The organism is Stutzerimonas stutzeri, assembly GCF_000935215.1.
In the GTDB taxonomy this organism is placed as follows: Bacteria; Pseudomonadota; Gammaproteobacteria; order Pseudomonadales; family Pseudomonadaceae; genus Stutzerimonas.
The window spans coordinates 1-14,930 of sequence record NZ_JXXD01000105.1 but is presented as its reverse complement, the minus strand read 5'-3'; the positions used below and the strand labels follow the sequence as shown (position 1 = coordinate 14,930).

The window sequence follows — 14,930 nt, the reverse complement described above, 5'->3', positions numbered from 1 at the left end:
CGCGCCCACCAATGCTACAGAAAGCCCCGAACTACCGGCAAAATTGCCACCAGAGGCTTTATTGCAAAGTGTGTTGCTCGATGAACTCATCCACCCGCAGCCCTTCGCGACTGATCAAGCGATTCAATTCGATTCTTGGCAAGCGAACTTCCAGCAGGCTGCCACCCTCGTCATCATGCGTTTCCCGCTGCACCGCGCTGAGCTCGAAGAACTGCGCCCGCAGCCGCCCGAGCCGCTGTGGTAGGCGCAGCGTCCCGACAAACAGATCGTTGCCCAACAGCTCGGCAATGGCCTGGCGCACCAGATCCAGCCCCAATCCATCACGAGCGGACACCCAGACACGCTGCGGCTTGCCATCGGCGTCGCGCTGAATCTGCGGCTCGATGCCCTCCATCAGGTCAACCTTGTTATAGACCTCGAGCATCGGCAACTCGTTGGCGCCGATCTCACCGAGCACCGCCAGCACCTGCTCGATCTGCTGATCGCGCTCTGGCTCGTGCGCATCGATGACATGCAAGAGAAGATCGGCGTTGCTGGACTCTTCCAGCGTAGCCCTGAAGGACTCCACCAACTTGTGTGGCAGATGACGGATGAAACCCACGGTGTCGGCCAGCACCACCGGCCCGACATCATCCAGCTCAAGCCGCCGCAACGTCGGATCGAGCGTGGCGAACAGCTGATTGGCCGCATACACATCCGACTCGGTCAGCGCATTGAACAAGGTGGACTTGCCGGCGTTGGTGTAACCAACCAGCGACACGGAGGGTATATCGGCACGACGACGCCCGCGACGGGCCTGCTCGCGCTGACCGCGGACCTTTTCCAGACGCTGCTTGATTTGCCGGATGCGCACACGCAGCAAGCGGCGGTCGGTTTCCAGCTGGGTTTCACCCGGGCCACGCAGACCGATACCGCCCTTCTGTCGCTCAAGGTGAGTCCAGCCGCGAACCAGGCGCGTACTCATGTGCTCAAGCTGGGCCAGTTCGACCTGTAGCTTGCCTTCATGAGTGCGTGCGCGCTGGGCGAAGATATCCAGAATCAGACCGGTACGATCCAGCACGCGACATTCGAGCGCTCGCTCGAGGTTGCGCTCCTGGCTAGGCGTCAGGGTGTGATTGAAGATCACCAACTCGGCCTCGCCATCCTTGACGAGGTCATGCAGCTCCTCGACCTTGCCACTGCCGATCAGGAACTTGGCGGACGGCTGATGCCGGGCGACATTGACGAAGCCAACTGCCTCGGCGCCTGCCGAGCGCGCCAGCTCCTGGAATTCCTGAGGGTCCTCGCGCGCCGCGGGGTCCTGGCCGTCCAGGTGCACCAGGATAGCCCGCTCACCACCACCGGGACGTTCGAAGAACAAAGAAACCTACCTCAGTCGTTGCTCGACTCGGATTGCTCGGCATCACCAGCGGTCGGCAGGCGCACAGGGCGGCCCGGAACGACAGTGGAGATGGCGTGCTTGTAGACCATCTGGCTGACGGTGTTTTTCAGAAGAATGACGAACTGGTCGAAGGATTCGATCTGGCCCTGCAGCTTGATGCCGTTGACCAGATAGATGGAAACCGGGACGCGTTCCTTACGCAGTGTGTTGAGGTAAGGGTCTTGTAGCGAATGCCCTTTTGACATGTGCCGCACTCCTTAGAGGATCTGTTTTCATTAGTGTTCTAAAAGTACAACCGACGATCCACTTGTCTGAGAATAGACGGTCAATTCGCAGTGTCAGCTCAATATGGAGAGCGATTGCAGGTATTTCAATGCGCGCGGCAGATTGTCGCGGGGCAAACTGTCCAGCCAGTGCATCTCCCCCCAACTTCGCAACCAGGTGAACTGCCGTTTGGCCAGTTGCCGGGTTGCGATGATGCCGCGCTCCACCATTTCCTCTCGGGTCGATGATCCGTCCAGATATTCCCAGACCTGACGATAACCAACCGCTCGAATCGACGGCATGCCAAGGTGCAGGTCACCCCGATTCCTCAGGGCTTCGACCTCTTCGACAAAGCCCTGTTCAACCATGTGCAGGAAACGTCTCTCGATGCGTTCATGCAGGATGTGGCGTTGTGCGGGGGCGATGCACAGTTGCGCGACAGTATAAGGCAAGACTCCTGAGCCTGGAGCGTCTGCGACGGCTTTTTGCGACCTTTGTCGGGCTCGGTGCTCGCTCATGGTCAAGCCGCTGACGCGATATACCTCTAGTGCGCGTACCAGCCGCTGCGGATCGTTAGGATGAATGCGCGCTGCCGACTCCGGATCCACCTGGGCCAGCTGATCGTGCAGCACCTGCAACCCTTGCGTCGCGGCCAGCGCCTCGAGCTCGGCACGTAGCAAAGGGTCAGCTGCCGGCATATCGGCGAGTCCTTCCTGCAACGCCTTGAAATACAACATGGTGCCGCCAACCAGCAGAGGAATTCGGCCAGCCGCGCTGATCTCGGCCATGGCCGCCAGGGCATCTGCGCTGAACTCTGCAGCCGAGTAGCTCTCGGCCGGGTCGAGGATGTCCACCAGACGATGGGGAAACTCGGCCAACACCTCAGCCGACGGCTTCGCCGTGCCGATATCCATGCCGCGATAGACCAGCGCCGAATCGACACTGATCAGCTCGCAGGGCAGCAAGCGCGTCAGTTCCAACGCAAGATCGGTCTTGCCCGACGCAGTGGGGCCCATGAGGAAGATGGCAGGAGGGAGAGCGGACATCAGAAAGCTCGACGGTCTTGGCCGCATAGTTTCCGGCGACAGGCGGCCGGCTGCAAGCACGGTTCGCCGCGAGGATTACTCAGCGACCGCGCAGGAACAGCTTGTCCAGTTCGTCCATGCCGAGCTGCGTCCAGGTCGGACGCCCGTGATTGCACTGCCCGCTGCGCTCGGTATGTTCCATATCGCGCAGCAAGGCGTTCATCTCCGGCACCGTCAGCCGCCGGTTGGCGCGCACTGCGCCATGACACGCCATGGTCGCCAGCAGCTCGTTCAGATGGGCCTGGATACGGTCACTGGTGCCGTACTCAAGCAGATCGGCCAACACGTCGCGGACCAGCCGGGTCGCTTCGGCCTGCTTGAGCAGCGACGGGATCTGTCGAATCGCCAAGGTTTCCGGCCCCAGTCGTTGCAGCTCGAAACCCAGCATCTGAAACCATTGCCCGTGCTCTTCGGCGCAGTCGGCTTCACGCTGACTCAGCGCAATCGACTCAGGCACCAGCAATGGCTGCCCGCGCAAGCCTTCGCTGGCCATGGCGGCTTTCAGTCGCTCATAGGTGATGCGTTCGTGAGCGGCGTGCATGTCAACCAACACCATGCCCTGGGCATTTTCGGCGAGGATGTAGACGCCCTTGAGCTGCGCCAGCGCATACCCCAGCGGCGGCACGTCATCCTGACTCGCCGGCAGTGCCGCCGGACCGCTTTCGGGCAACGGTGTGAAGAACTCTCGGTAAGCCCCCTGAGCTTCGGCGGTATAGCCGGCCGAAGCTGGCCGTGGCGCCTGATAACCGGCCCCTGCGCCGCGCCAGGACGACGTATCACCCTGGGGCCGCTCAAGCACGCTGGCCGCCAGACTCATTTCGTTCTGCCCGGCGAACTCGCCAGCGGCCAGTCCGGAAACCTGCGTCATCGGCGTGACGCTGGCCGGTGCCGCGAGCTGATCTTCCGGCCGCACATCCCCCAGCGCGCGATGCAGCGTGCCGTAAAGGAAGTCATGCACCATGCGGCTGTCGCGGAAGCGCACTTCATGCTTGGTCGGGTGCACGTTGACGTCCACCACCGCCGGGTCGACATCGAGGAACAGCACAAACGTCGGGTGCCGGCCATTGAACAGCACATCGCGATAGGCCTGGCGTACCGCATGGGCCACCAGCTTGTCGCGAACCATGCGCCCGTTGACGTAGAAATACTGCAGATCCGCCTGACTGCGCGAGAAGGTCGGCAGCCCGACCCAGCCCCACAGTCGCAAGCCGTTACGCTCGATCTCGATGGGCAGCGCCTGCTCGAGGAACGCCGGCCCGCATACCGAAGCGACACGACGCGCGCGCGCCGCATCGTCTTCGGCCTGGTGCAGCGCCAGCACGACCTTGCCGTTGTGGCGCAGATGGAAGGCCACGTCGAAACGCGCCAGCGCCAGGCGCTTGATGACTTCCTGAAGGTGATCGAATTCGGTCTTCTCGGTGCGCAGAAACTTGCGTCGCGCCGGCGTGTTGAAGAACAGATCGCGCACCTCCACCGAGGTGCCCACTGGATGCGCCGCGGGCTGCACCCGCGCTTCCATTTCACGCCCCTCGGTCTCCACCTGCCAGGCCTCGCTGGCATCGGCGGTGCGTGAAGTCATGGTCAGACGCGAGACGGAACTGATCGAAGCCAGCGCTTCGCCCCGAAAACCCAGACTCATGACCCGTTCGAGGTCTTCCAGATCACGAATCTTGCTGGTGGCGTGACGCGCCAGGGCCAGCGGCAGATCGTCCGGCGGAATGCCGCAGCCGTCGTCGCGCACTCGCAGCAGCTTGACCCCGCCCTGCTCGATGTCCACATCGATGCGGCGCGCGCCCGAATCCAGACTGTTTTCCAGCAGCTCCTTGATCACCGAGGCCGGGCGCTCCACCACCTCGCCGGCGGCAATCTGGTTCGCCAGCCGCGGACTTAGCAGCTGGATGCGCGGCACCTCGCTCATGGCTGCGAGGCCAGCGTGGTGGCGGGAATGTTCAGCGTCTGGCCGATCTTGATCACATCATTGCGCAGATTGTTGGCGCTGCGCAGGGAAGTCAGGCTTACCTGATAGCGCTGGGCGAGCAATGCCAGGCTCTCGCCGGAACGTACGATGTGCTCGCGCGGCGCACTGGCGATCTTGCCGGAATCCCGCAACCAGGCCACATAGGTTCCAGGCGGCGGATTCTCATGAAAGAACTGCCTTACGCCACTGTGGATCGAGCGCGCCAGCGACTGCTGGTGGCTCGCCGTCTGCAGCTTCTTGGCCTCGGACGGGTTCGAGATGAAGCCGGTCTCCACCAGAATCGACGGAATATCCGGCGACTTCAGCACCATGAAGCCCGCCTGCTCGACCCGCCGCTTGTGCAGCGGGGTGATGCGCCCCATGTTGCTCAATACTTTCTGCCCGACATTCAGGCTCGATGACAACGAGGCGGTCATCGACAGATCCAGCAGCACACCTGCAAGCATCTGGTCCTTGTCGCCGAGGCTGACGTTGCCGGCACCGCCAATCAGGTCGGAACGGTTCTCGCTGTCGGCCAGCCAGCGCGCGGTTTCCGAGGTGGCGCCGCGGTCGGACAGGGCGAACACTGAGGCACCGTAGGCCGCCGAACGCGGCGCGGCATCGGCATGGATCGAGACGAACAGATCGGCGCCCTTCTTGCGCGCGATCTCGGTACGTTTGCGCAGCGGGATGAAGTAGTCGCCGGTGCGTACCAGCTCGGCTCGAAAACCCTTGTCGGCGTTGATCTGCCGTTGCAGTTCCTTGGAAATCTGCAGCACCACGTGTTTCTCGTAGATCTTGCCGGGGCCAATCGCGCCGGGGTCTTCGCCACCATGACCGGCGTCGATGGCGATCACGATGTCGCGTTTGCTGCTCGCGGTAGCCGGCAGCTTCACCGCTGGCAGGGTCGGGGAAACCGGCGCGGCGGGCGTCGCCGGGGTAGCGGTGGCTGGTGGTTGGGTCGCGGCGCGCGCGGCTGTCGCCTGATCGAAGAGGTCGACCACCAGGCGATGACCGTATTGTTGATTGGGCGCCAGACTGAAGCTCTTCGGCGCTACCGGCGCATGCAGATCGACGACCACGCGAAGCGTGTCGGCATCGTGCTGGCCGGCGCGCAGGGAGGCGACCGGCGTGTTCTTCAACGGCAGCTTGTCGAGTTCGGCCTTGAGCGTCGCGCCGGTCACGTCGATGACCAGCCGATCAGGCGCGGTAAGGGTGAAGATCTTGTGCTCGACCGGGCCGGATAGATCGAACACCAGGCGGGTGTTGTCCGGCGCACGCCACAGGCGCACGCTCTGCACATCGCTGGCGGCATGAAGGTCGGTTGCCATCAGCAACAGCACCAGTCCACCAATCAGGGTGCGAATGCGCATACCCAAACCCATGTTATTCATAGCTCTCCGTCGGTCAGGGCGACACACCAGGCTTCGCCCCGCGCGGTGTGGGGCGACAGGCGCAGCGTACGGCCGGCCTCATGCGGTGCAATGGTAATGTCCATGTCGGCCTTTGGCAAAATGCCGGCCCCGCGCTCCGGCCATTCGATCAGGCACAGCGCATTGCCTTCGAAATAGTCGCGGATGCCGAGGAACTCCAGTTCTTCCGGATCGACCAGACGATACAGGTCGAAGTGGTAAACCTGCACATCGTCCAACTCGTAGGGTTCGACCAATGTGAAGGTCGGACTCTTGACCTTGCCCGCATGACCGAAGCCGCGAATCAGGCCGCGCGACAACGTGGTCTTGCCCGCACCGAGATCACCATGCAGATAGATGACGCCAAGACCGCCGGTCGCCTGAGCGATGCGTGCGCCCAGCGCGAGCATGGCAGCCTCGTCCGCGGCATACAGATTCACTTCAGGCATGGCGACTGCTCCTCGAGCAACTGACGAACCACGGGAATCAGATCGCTGGCGGCGAGTCCGCGCCCCTGCTCACCCAAGCGCTCGCCAGCGGAGGCGTGTAACCACGCCCCCAGGCAGGCCGCATCGAATGGCGTCAGGTCTTGCGCCAGCAACGCACCGATCACGCCGGCCAACACGTCGCCCAAACCGGCACTGGCCATCGCCGGATGGCCGCGATCACACAGCGCCAGCCGACCATCCGCGGTGGCGATCAGCGTACCGGCGCCTTTGAGCAGTGCCACACAGGCGTAGCGATGGGCCAGCGCACGCGCCGCAGCGGGGCGATCAGCCTGGATTTCAGCTACCGAGCACTGCAGCAGCCGCGCAGCCTCGCCCGGGTGCGGGGTGATCACGCTCGCTGCCGGCAATTCGATGCCGCCAGCCGCCAGCAGGTTCAGCGCATCGGCGTCCCACACCTGCGGCAACTCATGTTGCGCCGCCAGCGACAGCAGGCTGCGTCCCCAGGGCGCCTGCCCCAGGCCCGGGCCGACCACCAGCACATCGGCGCGCTCGACCAGCGCGGTCAGGCTATAGGTCGACTCGACGCCACTGCACATGATTTCCGGGCGTCGTACCAGCGCAGCGGTGACATGTTCCGGACGAGTCGCCAGCGTCACCATGCCCGCGCCGCAGCGCAACGCCGCCTCGGCGCTGAGCAGCGCGGCGCCGCCGGTCCCCAGATCGCCGCCAATGACCAGCACCTGACCGAAGCTGCCCTTGTGCGCCACCGGCGAGCGCGGCGCGACAGGCACCAACGTTGACTGATCCAGGCGTACAGCGTCGCCTGCGACCTGACTGACGATCTGCGGATCGGCCTGCAGATCATCGAATACCAGCGTGCCGACGCGATCCGGGCCGTCCGCGGTGAACAGCCCGAGCTTGAGCCCAATGAAGGTCACACTGAGATCGGCACGCACCGCGTGACCCAGCACCCGCCCACTGTTGGCGCAGAGCCCGGACGGCAGATCAATGGCCAGCACCGGTAGCGCACTGGCATTGATCGCCTCGATCGCTGCGACATATGGCTCGCGCACGTCACCGGCAATGCCGGTGCCCAGGAGCGCATCCACCAGCACGCCCTGCAACATCGCCTCGGCATGCCAGGGCTCGACGACCACACCGCTCGCCCGCGCCTCGGCCAGGGCCTGCGCGGCATCGCCCTGCAAAGCTTGCGGATCGCCCACCGCCAGCACCCGCACCTGCCAGCCGGAGCGCTGCGCCAGCGCCGCAACGATGTAGCCATCGCCCGCGTTATTGCCACGTCCGGCCAATACGGTGACCGCCCCGGCATCCGGCCAGCGCCGACGCAGCGCACGCCATGCGGCATGAGCGGCACGCTGCATCAATTCGAAACCGGGAGTGCCGGCGGCAATCAGGCGCGCATCGAGTTCGCGCACCTGGGCGGCGGTATACAGAGCGACGGGCAGGGAATCGGTCATCGGAGCAGGGATCATCGCGGCGGAATGTCTGGCAGAATTATACGCACCCGCCTGTCATGCCGCTCTCCAATGTCCAGCCTCTCTCTCGACCCCGCCGCCCTCGCCCAATCCATCAAGGAATGGGGGCGTGAGCTCGGCTTCCAGCAGGTGGGGATCACCGATGTCGACCTCGGCGAGCACGAAGCGCATCTGGAGGCCTGGCTGGCAGCCGGGTATCAGGGCGAGATGGACTACATGGCCGCCCACGGCAGCAAGCGTTCGCGGCCGGACGAACTGGTGCCGGGCACGCTCAGGGTGATCTCGCTGCGCATGGACTACCTGCCCGGCGACACGCGCATGACGCAGCAGCTCGCAAGTCCGGAGAAGGCCTATGTGTCACGCTATGCGCTGGGCCGCGATTACCACAAGCTGATCCGCAAACGCATCCAGCAGCTCGCCGAGCGCATTCAGCAGATGGTCGGCCCGTTCGGCTTTCGCGCCTTCGTCGACAGCGCGCCGGTGCTGGAGAAGGCCGCCGGGCAGCAGGCAGGGCTCGGCTGGATCGGCAAGAACACCCTGCTGCTCAACCGCAAGGCCGGCAGCTGGTTCTTTCTCGGCGAACTGTTCGTCGATATCGCTCTGCCGGTCGACGAACCGACGACTCGCGATCACTGCGGCAGCTGCCACGCCTGCCTGGACGTCTGCCCCACCGATGCCTTCGTCGGCGAACGGCTACTCGATGCGCGACGCTGCATTTCCTATCTCACCATCGAGCTGAAAGGCGCGATCCCCGTCGAGCTGCGCGACAAGATCGGCAACCGCGTATTCGGATGCGACGATTGCCAGATCGTCTGCCCGTGGAACCGATTCGCCCGCCCCACCGAGCAGAGCGACTTTCAACCACGCCATAGCCTGGACAACGCCGAGCTGGCGCCCCTGTTCCGCTGGACGGAAGAGGAGTTTCTCAGCCGCACCGAGGGTTCGCCGCTACGCCGCGCCGGTTACCAGCGCTGGCTGCGCAACCTGGCGGTCGGCCTGGGCAACGCGCCGTCAAGCATCCCGGTGCTGGAAGCGCTCCAGGCGCGCCGCCACGACCCCTCGGAGCTGGTACGCGAGCATGTCGAGTGGGCGCTGGCGCAACATGCCCAGCGCCAGCCCGACTGACTCGCCAGCCCTGAGGCCGCATCAGGCCTGAGGGGATGCCTGTGCCGGATCGCTGGCTGGAGCCGCGCTGAGCTCACGCAGCTCATCGGCATCCAGCGTCTCCTGCTGTAGCAAACGACGCGCGCAGCGCTCAAGCAGTTCATGCCGCTCCTCGAGCAACCCCAGGCTGCGCTGGAATGCAGACTGCACCAGCTCCTGCACTTCCTCATCGATAGCGGTTGCCGTGCTCTCCGCATAGTCATGCTGCGGCTTGAGGCCGAGCATCGCCTCGTTGCCAAGGAACGAGTTCGGCTCACGCTCCAGCGCCAGGTGGCCGAGACGCTTGGACATGCCGTAACGGGTGACCATGGCCCGGGCGATATCGGTGACCTTGGCCAGATCGTCCGCGGCGCCGGTGGACAGATGGGCGAACACCAGCCATTCCGCCGCGCGCCCGCCGAGCAGCACGGCCATCTTGTTTTCCAGCTCCTCGCGGGTCATCAGGAAGCGGTCCTCGATGGGCCGCTGGATGGTGTAGCCCAGTGCGCCCATGCCGCGCGGGATGATCGACACCTTGTGCACCGGATCGACCCCCGGCAGAGCCATGGCCACCAGGGCATGGCCCATCTCGTGATAGGCGACGATCTCCCGTTCGCGCGGGTTGAGCAGGCGATTGCGCTTCTCCAGGCCGGCGATGATGCGTTCGATAGCCGCGGTGAAATCTTCCATCGCCACCGCCTCGGCATTGCGCCGGGTCGCCAACAGGGTCGCCTCATTGACCAGATTGGCCAGATCGGCACCGGTAAAGCCCGGCGTCAGCGCGGCGATGGCCTGCGGGTCGACATCGATACCCAGCCGCGACTTCTTCAGGTGCACATTGAGAATCTGCACCCGCCCGACCTTGTCCGGCCGATCGACCAGCACCTGGCGGTCGAAACGGCCGGCGCGGAGCAGGGCCGGGTCGAGAATTTCCGGGCGGTTGGTGGCCGCCAGCAGGACCAATCCGCTGGAGGTATCGAAGCCGTCCATCTCCACCAGCAGCTGGTTGAGCGTCTGCTCCTTCTCGTCATGCCCGCCGGACAATGGTCCGGCGCCGCGGGCGCGGCCGAGGGCATCCAGTTCGTCGATAAAGATGATCGCCGGCGCCTGGGCCCGCGCCTGTTCGAAGAGATCGCGCACCCGCGCGGCACCGACGCCGACGAACATCTCGACGAACTCGGAACCGGAAATGGAGAAGAACGGCACCTTCGCCTCGCCAGCGACGGCGCGCGCCAGCAACGTCTTGCCGGTGCCGGGTGGACCGACCAGCAACACGCCCTTGGGCATGCGTCCGCCTAGGCGGCCATAGGTTTGCGGATCGCGGAGAAACTCGATGATTTCCTTGAGCTCGTCCTTGGCCTCGTCGACGCCGGCAACGTCGGCGAAGCTCACTTTCATGTCGGTCTCGACGTAGACACGCGCCTTGCTCTTGCCGATCTGCATCATGCCGCCGCCACCCAGGCCGCTGCCGATGCGCTTGAGCAGGAACAGCCAGATGCCGAAGAAGAGCATGGCCGGGACGATCCACGACAGCAGGTCACGCACCAGCGTGCTTTCCACCTTGCCGGTGTAGCGCACCGGGTACTGCTGCAGATGCTCGGCCAGCTGCGGCTCGACGCGGTTGCTGATGAAACGTCGCTGACCGCTGGCCAAGGGCTCCTTCAGCAAGCCCTCGATGCGCCGCTCGGTGATCGCCAGCTCTTCGACGCGGCCCTCCTTGAGGTGCTGCTCGAACTCGCTGTAGGGGATGGTCGCCACCTCCTGCTGGATCGACAGCAGGTACTGCAGGCCGAGGAACACCAGAATGGCGATCATCCAGTAATTCATGTGGAACTGAGTTCGGTCTTTCACACCTGTTCTCCTTGTGCCGCAGACCGGGAAATTATGCCTGCTGCACGGGAGGCCAGCCTGAACCCAGATCAGTAATAAAGCGCGCCGCTCAAAGACCGCCGCGCACGCCGAGGCCGACACCCAGCTCCGCCGCCACGGCGAAGGGCAGCAGCAGCGTATCCACCAGGGCGCTGGCGGGCAGATCCAGCGCGGGATATTTCGGCGGCATGGCACCGAAACGATCCATCGGGCAGCAACCGCCGTTGAGGCTGTACCAGTCCAGGCGTGTGCCAGAATAGATGATCGGTGCGCCGGGCTTGGCGGCATCCAGCGTGCGCACGCTGGCACAGCCGCCGAGCTGGCTCAGCGTCGCCAGGAGTAGCAGCGCTCGGCCGATCATCTCAATCGTCACTGACGATATGGTGCTCGCCCCAGCGCGGCAGCATGTCCTGCGGGATGTTGAGCAGATTGAGGATGCGCGCAACCACGAAATCGACCAGATCATCGATGGTCTGCGGCTGGTGATAGAAGCCCGGCGAGGCCGGCAGGATGGTCACCCCGAGGTTGGATAGCTTGAGCATGTTCTCAAGGTGAATGCTCGAATAAGGGGCCTCACGCGGTACCAGGATCAACTGGCGACGTTCCTTGAGCGCGACGTCGGCGGCACGCTCGATCAGGTTGTTGCAGGCGCCGGCGGCAATCGCCGACAGCGTGCCGGTCGAGCATGGCACCACCACCATCGCGGTCAGTGCGCCGGAGCCGGAGGCCGGTGGCGCCATCCAGTCCTCCTTGGCGAACACGCGGATCTGCCCCGCGGCGGCACCGGTGTATTCCGAGAGGAACGCCTGCATGGCCTGCGGCTTGGCCGGCAGCACCACGTCGGTCTCGGTGGCCATCACCAGCTGCGCGGCCTTGGAGATCAGGAAGTGCACCTCGCGGTCTTCCTGGATCAGGCAGTCGAGCAGGCGCAGGCCGTACTGCGCGCCGGATGCGCCGGTCATGGCCAAGGTGATGCGTTCCGGTCCGTTCATACATTTGTTCCCTTGTAGCCGCTTGGTCGTGTTCGGGCGGGCTGAAGCGGAACGCCGCCCGGCCCACCCTACTTGCTGATGCGATCCGCGTGGAAATGCCTTCGGCGATTTCCACCCTACCCACGGTCATCGTAGGGTGGAAAACCGCGAAGCGTTTTCCACCTTGAGCAATCAGCCCAACGCCTCAGCCAATTTGCCGTGCAACCCACCGAAACCGCCATTGCTCATCACCACCACCTGGGTGCCCGGCACCGCGTCAGCTTTCACCTTGGCGATGATCGCCTCAAGCGAGTCGCACACGGTGGTCGGCACCGGCGAGCCGGCGACGGTTGCGGCCAGATCCCAGCCAAGATTGGCGGGTGCGTACCAGATCGCCTGGTTGGCCAGCGCCACGGATTCAGCCAGGCCCTCGCGATGCGCGCCGAGCTTCATGGAGTTGGAACGCGGCTCGACCACCGCGATGATCGGCGTATCACCGACGCGCTTGCGCAGGCCGTCGAGGGTGGTGGCGATGGCGGTCGGGTGGTGGGCGAAGTCGTCATAGATGGTCACGCCGTTGACCTCGGCGACCTTTTCCATGCGTCGCTTGACGCTCAGGAACTCGCTCAGCGCCTCGGCGCCCTGCTTCGGCAGCACACCCACATGCCGCGCCGCGGCGAGCGTCGCCAACGCGTTGTTGACGTTGTGCTGGCCGGTCAGGTCCCATTCCACTACGCCCTGTACGACGCCCTCGAAGATCACCTCGAAGCGCGAACCGTCGGCGCTGAGCAGCTTCGCCTGCCACTGGCCGCCGTCACCGGTGGTCTGCACAGGGGTCCAGCAGCCCATGCCGATGACGCGCTTGAGCGCACCTTCCGACTCGGGATGGATGATCAGTCCCTCGCCCGGCACCGTGCGTACCAGATGATGAAACTGCCGCTCGATAGCGGCGATATCCGGAAAGATGTCCGCGTGATCGAATTCCAGGTTGTTGAGGATCGCGGTGCGCGGGCGGTAGTGGACGAACTTGCTGCGCTTGTCGAAGAAAGCACTGTCGTATTCGTCGGCCTCGACCACGAAGAACGGAGTACCACCGAGCCGTGCGGAGATACCGAAGTTCTGCGGCACGCCACCGATAAGAAAGCCCGGGCTCATGCCGGCATGTTCCAGAACCCAGGCCAACATGCTACTGGTGGTGGTCTTGCCATGGGTTCCGGCCGCCGCCAGCACCCAGCGCCCCTGCAGCACGTGGTCGGCCAGCCACTGCGGGCCGGAGACATAGGGCAGGCCCTTGTTCAGCACGTATTCCACCGCCGGGTTGCCGCGACTGAGGGCATTGCCGATCACCACCAGATCCGGCGCCGGCTCGAGCTGGCTCGGCTCGTAGCCCTGGGTCAGCTCGATGCCCTGGGCTTCGAGCTGGGTGCTCATCGGTGGATAGACGTTGGCGTCGGAGCCGGTGACGCGATGCCCGAGTTCCTTGGCCAGCACCGCGAGCGAACCCATGAAGGTGCCGCAGATGCCGAGAATGTGGATATGCATGGATGCCCTCAAAAGCGGTGAGACCCACTGAAAAACTGCGGCGCAGGTTAGCACAGCAGGTCCCGCCAGCCGACCAGGCGCCGTTAGTCGGACGCAGAGCCGAAACACGACCGACTAGTCACCTTCTTGAGCCAGATCATTTCGCCCTCAGGTCCAGATGCGATGCTGCGAAAACCTCATTCTAGACAATCGCAGGCATTCACCATGAGCAGCACCTTCTTCATACCCGCAGTAAACATGATGGGCGCCGGAAGCCTCGATGAAGCGATGGTCGCCATCGCTAACTACGGCTTTCGCAAAGCGCTGATCGTCACCGATGTCGGACTGGCACGAGCAGGCGTCGCCGAAAAGGTCGCCGCGCTGCTGGCTGCCGCGGATATCCAATCGGTCGTATTCGACGGCGCACAACCGAACCCAACCGTCGGCAACGTCGAGAAGGGCCTGACCCAGCTGCGCGACAGCGCCTGCGATTTCATCATTTCCCTCGGTGGCGGCTCGCCTCATGACTGCGCCAAGGGCATCGCCCTGTGCGCCACCAACGGCGGGAATATCGCCGACTACGAAGGCGTCGACCGCTCGGCCAAACCACAACTGCCGCTGGTGGCGATCAACACCACCGCCGGCACCGCCAGCGAGATGACTCGCTTCTGCATCATCACCGACGAAACCCGCCACGTGAAAATGGCCATCGTCGACCGCAATGTCACGCCGCTGCTGTCGGTGAACGACCCGGCCTTGATGGTCGCCATGCCCAAGGGGCTGACCGCCGCGACCGGCATGGACGCCCTCACCCACGCGATTGAAGCCTATGTCTCGACCGCCGCCACGCCGATCACCGATGCCTGCGCGCTCAAGGCCATAGAACTGATCTCGGCAAACCTGCGTACCGCCGTCGAGAACGGCAGCGACATGCCCGCCCGCGAAGCCATGGCCTACGCACAGTTCCTCGCCGGGATGGCGTTCAACAACGCCTCGCTGGGCTACGTCCACGCCATGGCTCACCAGCTCGGCGGCTTCTACGATCTGCCGCACGGCGTCTGCAACGCCGTACTGCTGCCTCACGTGGAGAGCTACAACGCCAGCGTCTGCCCCGAACGCCTGCGCGACGTTGCAACCGCGATGGGCGTGGAGACCCGCGGACTTGACGCCGCGCAGGGTGCCGAAGCAGCACTCGTGGCAATCCGTACCCTGTCGCAGGCAATCGGCATTCCGGGCGGCCTGGCCGAGCTTGGCGCCAAGGCCGATGACATCCCGACGCTGGCCGCCAACGCCATGAACGATGCCTGCGGCCTGACCAACCCGCGCCGCGCCACGCAAGAGGAAATCGAAGCGATATTCCATAGTGCCCTCTGAGCCCCTGG

Annotated in this window: 13 protein-coding genes; 2 read left to right on the top strand and 11 right to left on the bottom strand. The window is 64.4% G+C overall.

Annotation, left to right across the window (positions count from 1 at the left end):
* Nucleotides 1-58: 58 nt before the first annotated feature.
* From hflX to LO50_RS11930, 7 genes are all read right to left on the bottom strand, one after another.
* A complete protein-coding gene (gene hflX / locus LO50_RS11960) occupies nucleotides 59-1,360 on the bottom strand; it encodes a ribosome rescue GTPase HflX (RefSeq protein WP_023443674.1) in 1,302 nt (433 codons plus the stop codon).
* Between the two features lie 11 nt (nucleotides 1,361-1,371).
* Nucleotides 1,372-1,626, bottom strand: coding sequence for an RNA chaperone Hfq (gene hfq, locus LO50_RS11955; RefSeq protein WP_003298547.1), 255 nt, complete (start codon nucleotides 1,624-1,626; stop codon nucleotides 1,372-1,374).
* 93 nt (nucleotides 1,627-1,719) lie between these two features.
* Nucleotides 1,720-2,691, bottom strand: a complete 972-nt coding sequence (gene miaA, locus LO50_RS11950; RefSeq protein WP_044315142.1) for a tRNA (adenosine(37)-N6)-dimethylallyltransferase MiaA — start codon at nucleotides 2,689-2,691, stop codon at nucleotides 1,720-1,722.
* 79 nt (nucleotides 2,692-2,770) lie between these two features.
* Entirely contained in the window at nucleotides 2,771-4,648 is a 1,878-nt protein-coding gene (gene mutL / locus LO50_RS11945) for a DNA mismatch repair endonuclease MutL (protein WP_044315141.1), read from the bottom strand.
* Nucleotides 4,645-6,060: an N-acetylmuramoyl-L-alanine amidase gene (locus LO50_RS11940; RefSeq protein WP_041016075.1), complete on the bottom strand. Its 1,416-nt coding sequence runs from the start codon at nucleotides 6,058-6,060 to the stop codon at nucleotides 4,645-4,647. Before LO50_RS11940 ends, mutL begins: the two co-directional genes overlap by 4 nt.
* A 17-nt stretch (nucleotides 6,061-6,077) precedes the next feature.
* Complete coding sequence (gene tsaE / locus LO50_RS11935; RefSeq protein WP_044315140.1) at nucleotides 6,078-6,548, bottom strand: tRNA (adenosine(37)-N6)-threonylcarbamoyltransferase complex ATPase subunit type 1 TsaE; 471 nt, start codon at nucleotides 6,546-6,548, stop codon at nucleotides 6,078-6,080.
* A complete protein-coding gene (locus tag LO50_RS11930; protein WP_044315139.1) occupies nucleotides 6,536-8,026 on the bottom strand; it encodes a bifunctional ADP-dependent NAD(P)H-hydrate dehydratase/NAD(P)H-hydrate epimerase in 1,491 nt (496 codons plus the stop codon). Before LO50_RS11930 ends, tsaE begins: the two co-directional genes overlap by 13 nt.
* Before the next feature lie 69 nt (nucleotides 8,027-8,095).
* Here LO50_RS11930 and queG point away from each other — a divergent pair, with 69 nt between their 5' ends.
* Entirely contained in the window at nucleotides 8,096-9,169 is a 1,074-nt protein-coding gene (gene queG / locus LO50_RS11925) for a tRNA epoxyqueuosine(34) reductase QueG (protein WP_044315138.1), read from the top strand.
* A 21-nt stretch (nucleotides 9,170-9,190) separates the two neighbouring features.
* On the opposite strand, the gene ftsH is transcribed toward queG, so the two are convergent.
* The 4 genes from ftsH to mpl form a co-directional block, all read right to left on the bottom strand.
* The gene (gene ftsH, locus LO50_RS11920) at nucleotides 9,191-11,038 is read right to left on the bottom strand and encodes an ATP-dependent zinc metalloprotease FtsH (RefSeq protein ID WP_044315137.1); all 1,848 of its coding nucleotides are present in this window, start codon (nucleotides 11,036-11,038) and stop codon (nucleotides 9,191-9,193) included.
* An 88-nt stretch (nucleotides 11,039-11,126) separates the two neighbouring features.
* Nucleotides 11,127-11,417, bottom strand: coding sequence for a YceK/YidQ family lipoprotein (locus LO50_RS11915; RefSeq protein ID WP_014819037.1), 291 nt, complete (start codon nucleotides 11,415-11,417; stop codon nucleotides 11,127-11,129).
* A gap of 1 nt (nucleotide 11,418) precedes the next feature.
* Complete coding sequence (gene ubiX, locus LO50_RS11910; protein ID WP_044315136.1) at nucleotides 11,419-12,048, bottom strand: flavin prenyltransferase UbiX; 630 nt, start codon at nucleotides 12,046-12,048, stop codon at nucleotides 11,419-11,421.
* A 171-nt stretch (nucleotides 12,049-12,219) separates the two neighbouring features.
* The gene (gene mpl / locus LO50_RS11905; RefSeq protein ID WP_044315135.1) at nucleotides 12,220-13,569 is read right to left on the bottom strand and encodes a UDP-N-acetylmuramate:L-alanyl-gamma-D-glutamyl-meso-diaminopimelate ligase; all 1,350 of its coding nucleotides are present in this window, start codon (nucleotides 13,567-13,569) and stop codon (nucleotides 12,220-12,222) included.
* Nucleotides 13,570-13,773: 204 nt separating this feature from the next.
* On the opposite strand from mpl, the gene yiaY reads away from it, so the two are divergent.
* A complete protein-coding gene (gene yiaY / locus LO50_RS11900) occupies nucleotides 13,774-14,922 on the top strand; it encodes an L-threonine dehydrogenase (RefSeq protein ID WP_044315134.1) in 1,149 nt (382 codons plus the stop codon).
* The last annotated feature ends 8 nt before the right edge of the window (nucleotides 14,923-14,930 follow it).

What these genes read in the sequence shown, in the direction of transcription:
- hfq (WP_003298547.1), bottom strand. Translation starts at nt 1,626, where the DNA reads ATGTCAAAAGGGCATTCGCTACAAGACCCTTACCTCAACACACTGCGT.
- miaA (WP_044315142.1), bottom strand. Translation starts at nt 2,691, where the DNA reads ATGTCCGCTCTCCCTCCTGCCATCTTCCTCATGGGCCCCACTGCGTCG.
- mutL (WP_044315141.1), bottom strand. Translation starts at nt 4,648, where the DNA reads ATGAGCGAGGTGCCGCGCATCCAGCTGCTAAGTCCGCGGCTGGCGAAC.
- LO50_RS11940 (WP_041016075.1), bottom strand. Translation starts at nt 6,060, where the DNA reads ATGCGCATTCGCACCCTGATTGGTGGACTGGTGCTGTTGCTGATGGCA.
- tsaE (WP_044315140.1), bottom strand. Translation starts at nt 6,548, where the DNA reads ATGCCTGAAGTGAATCTGTATGCCGCGGACGAGGCTGCCATGCTCGCG.
- LO50_RS11930 (WP_044315139.1), bottom strand. Translation starts at nt 8,026, where the DNA reads ATGACCGATTCCCTGCCCGTCGCTCTGTATACCGCCGCCCAGGTGCGC.
- queG (WP_044315138.1), top strand. Translation starts at nt 8,096, where the DNA reads ATGTCCAGCCTCTCTCTCGACCCCGCCGCCCTCGCCCAATCCATCAAG.
- LO50_RS11915 (WP_014819037.1), bottom strand. Translation starts at nt 11,417, where the DNA reads ATGATCGGCCGAGCGCTGCTACTCCTGGCGACGCTGAGCCAGCTCGGC.
- ubiX (WP_044315136.1), bottom strand. Translation starts at nt 12,048, where the DNA reads ATGAACGGACCGGAACGCATCACCTTGGCCATGACCGGCGCATCCGGC.
- mpl (WP_044315135.1), bottom strand. Translation starts at nt 13,569, where the DNA reads ATGCATATCCACATTCTCGGCATCTGCGGCACCTTCATGGGTTCGCTC.
- yiaY (WP_044315134.1), top strand. Translation starts at nt 13,774, where the DNA reads ATGAGCAGCACCTTCTTCATACCCGCAGTAAACATGATGGGCGCCGGA.